This is a genomic window from Rhodobacter sp. TJ_12 (assembly GCF_020023995.1).
GTDB lineage: Bacteria > Pseudomonadota > Alphaproteobacteria > Rhodobacterales > Rhodobacteraceae > Rhodobacter.
This window is the reverse complement of sequence record NZ_NRRD01000047.1, coordinates 1-1587: the sequence shown is the minus strand read 5'-3', so window position 1 is coordinate 1587 and position 1587 is coordinate 1. Positions and strand designations below refer to the sequence as shown.

Below are 1587 nucleotides of genomic sequence, written 5' to 3'. Positions count from 1 at the left end.
GAATGCGTCGCGCGTTCCCTCGCGGCTCGCGCGACGTCAGCATCTGAACCGCGCCGGGTTTGGCGGAGGCTTCAACTCTTCAGTAGGCTGGAGCATCATGAGCAAGACCACGAACAAGTTTTCCCCTGAAGTGCGCGAGCGGGCCGTGCGGCTGGTTCTGGACAACGAGGCGCAGCATCCGTCGCGCTGGCAAGCGGTGATGTCGATCGCGGCGAAGATCGGCTGCACGCCGCAGACGCTTAACGACTGGGTGAAGAAGGCCGAGGTTGACAGCGGTCGGCGCGCCGGCATTCCGACCGAGATGTCTGAGCGGTTGAAGGCGCTGGAACGCGAGAACCGGGAGCTGCGCCAGGCGAACGATATCCTCCGGAAGGCGTCAGCGTATTTTGCGATGATCGAAGGCAGTGCGGCACTGCTTCAGCACTGCCTGAGATGCTCGACCGCCGGTCGAAGTGATGGTCAGGTTCATCGACGACCATCGAGGTGAACACGGGGTCGAGCCGATCTGCGGCGTGCTGCCGATCGCTCCGTCCACCTACTATTGTCATCTGGCGAAGCGGGCCGATCCGTCCCGGCTGTCGGATCGGGCACGTCAGGACGAAGCGCTGCGCCCCGAGATCCTTCGCGTGTTCGAGGAGAACTGGCGGGTCTATGGCGTCCGGAAGGTCTGGCGACAGCTTGGTCGGGAAGGCTTCGATGTCGCGCGATGCACGGTGGCACGGCTGATGAAGAGCATGGGTATTCAAGGCATTGTCCGCGGCAAACCGCACCGCACGACGATCCCCGACAAGAAGGCGCCGTGCCCGCTGGACAAGGTGAACCGCCAGTTCCGCGTGTCTGCACCGAACATGCTCTGGGTCAGCGATTTCACCTATGTCGCCACCTGGAAAGGGTTCGTCTATGTCGCCTTCGTCATCGACGCCTATGCACGCCGCATCCTGGGCTGGCGCGTCAGCACCTCGGCCAAAGCGGGTTTCGTTCTCGATGCCCTCGAACAGGCAGTCCATGAACGCCGCCCGGCGAAGGGTATGGGACTGGTTCACCACAGCGACCGCGGCTGCCAGTATCTGTCCATACGCTACACCGAACGCTTGGCCGAAGCAGGCATCGAACCCTCGGTCGGCAGCGTCGGCGACAGTTATGACAATGCTCTGGCCGAGACGATCAACGGGCTCTTCAAGGCCGAGGTCATCCACCGTCGGGGTCCGTGGCGCAGCTTTGAGGCTGTCGAATACGCAACACTCGAATGGGTTGACTGGTTCAACAACCGCCGCCTGCTGGAGCCCATCGGGAACATCCCGCCCGCCGAAGCCGAGGCGAAATTCTACGCTGCTCTGGACGCTGAACCCATGGCCGCACAACTAACCGAAATCAGCCTCCGTCAAACCCGGCGCCGTTCACAGGTCGGGTGGAAAACGCTACGACCCAGCAGTTGAAAAATCTGGGAGACGCTGTCCAGTCGATCGTGAAAGACAGCTCCGGCCAATTGAACGTGCGTGCCCGCTACAGGAACGGGGAGATCCTTCAAGAGCTGGTCATATCGCGCGACGAAGCCCGGACCATTGCGGAAAACGCCGCTGCACAGCG

1 pseudogene and 1 other annotated feature are annotated in these 1587 nt (G+C 62.3%); the pseudogene reads left to right on the top strand.

Features of this window, described 5'->3' with window-relative positions:
- The first annotated feature begins 97 nt into the window (after nucleotides 1-97).
- Nucleotides 98-1436, top strand: a pseudogene (locus CKO11_RS17065) (IS3 family transposase).
- Nucleotides 379-530 (top strand) — a sequence feature (AL1L pseudoknot). Its footprint overlaps the pseudogene before it by 152 nt.
- Nucleotides 1437-1587: the final 151 nt, after the last annotated feature.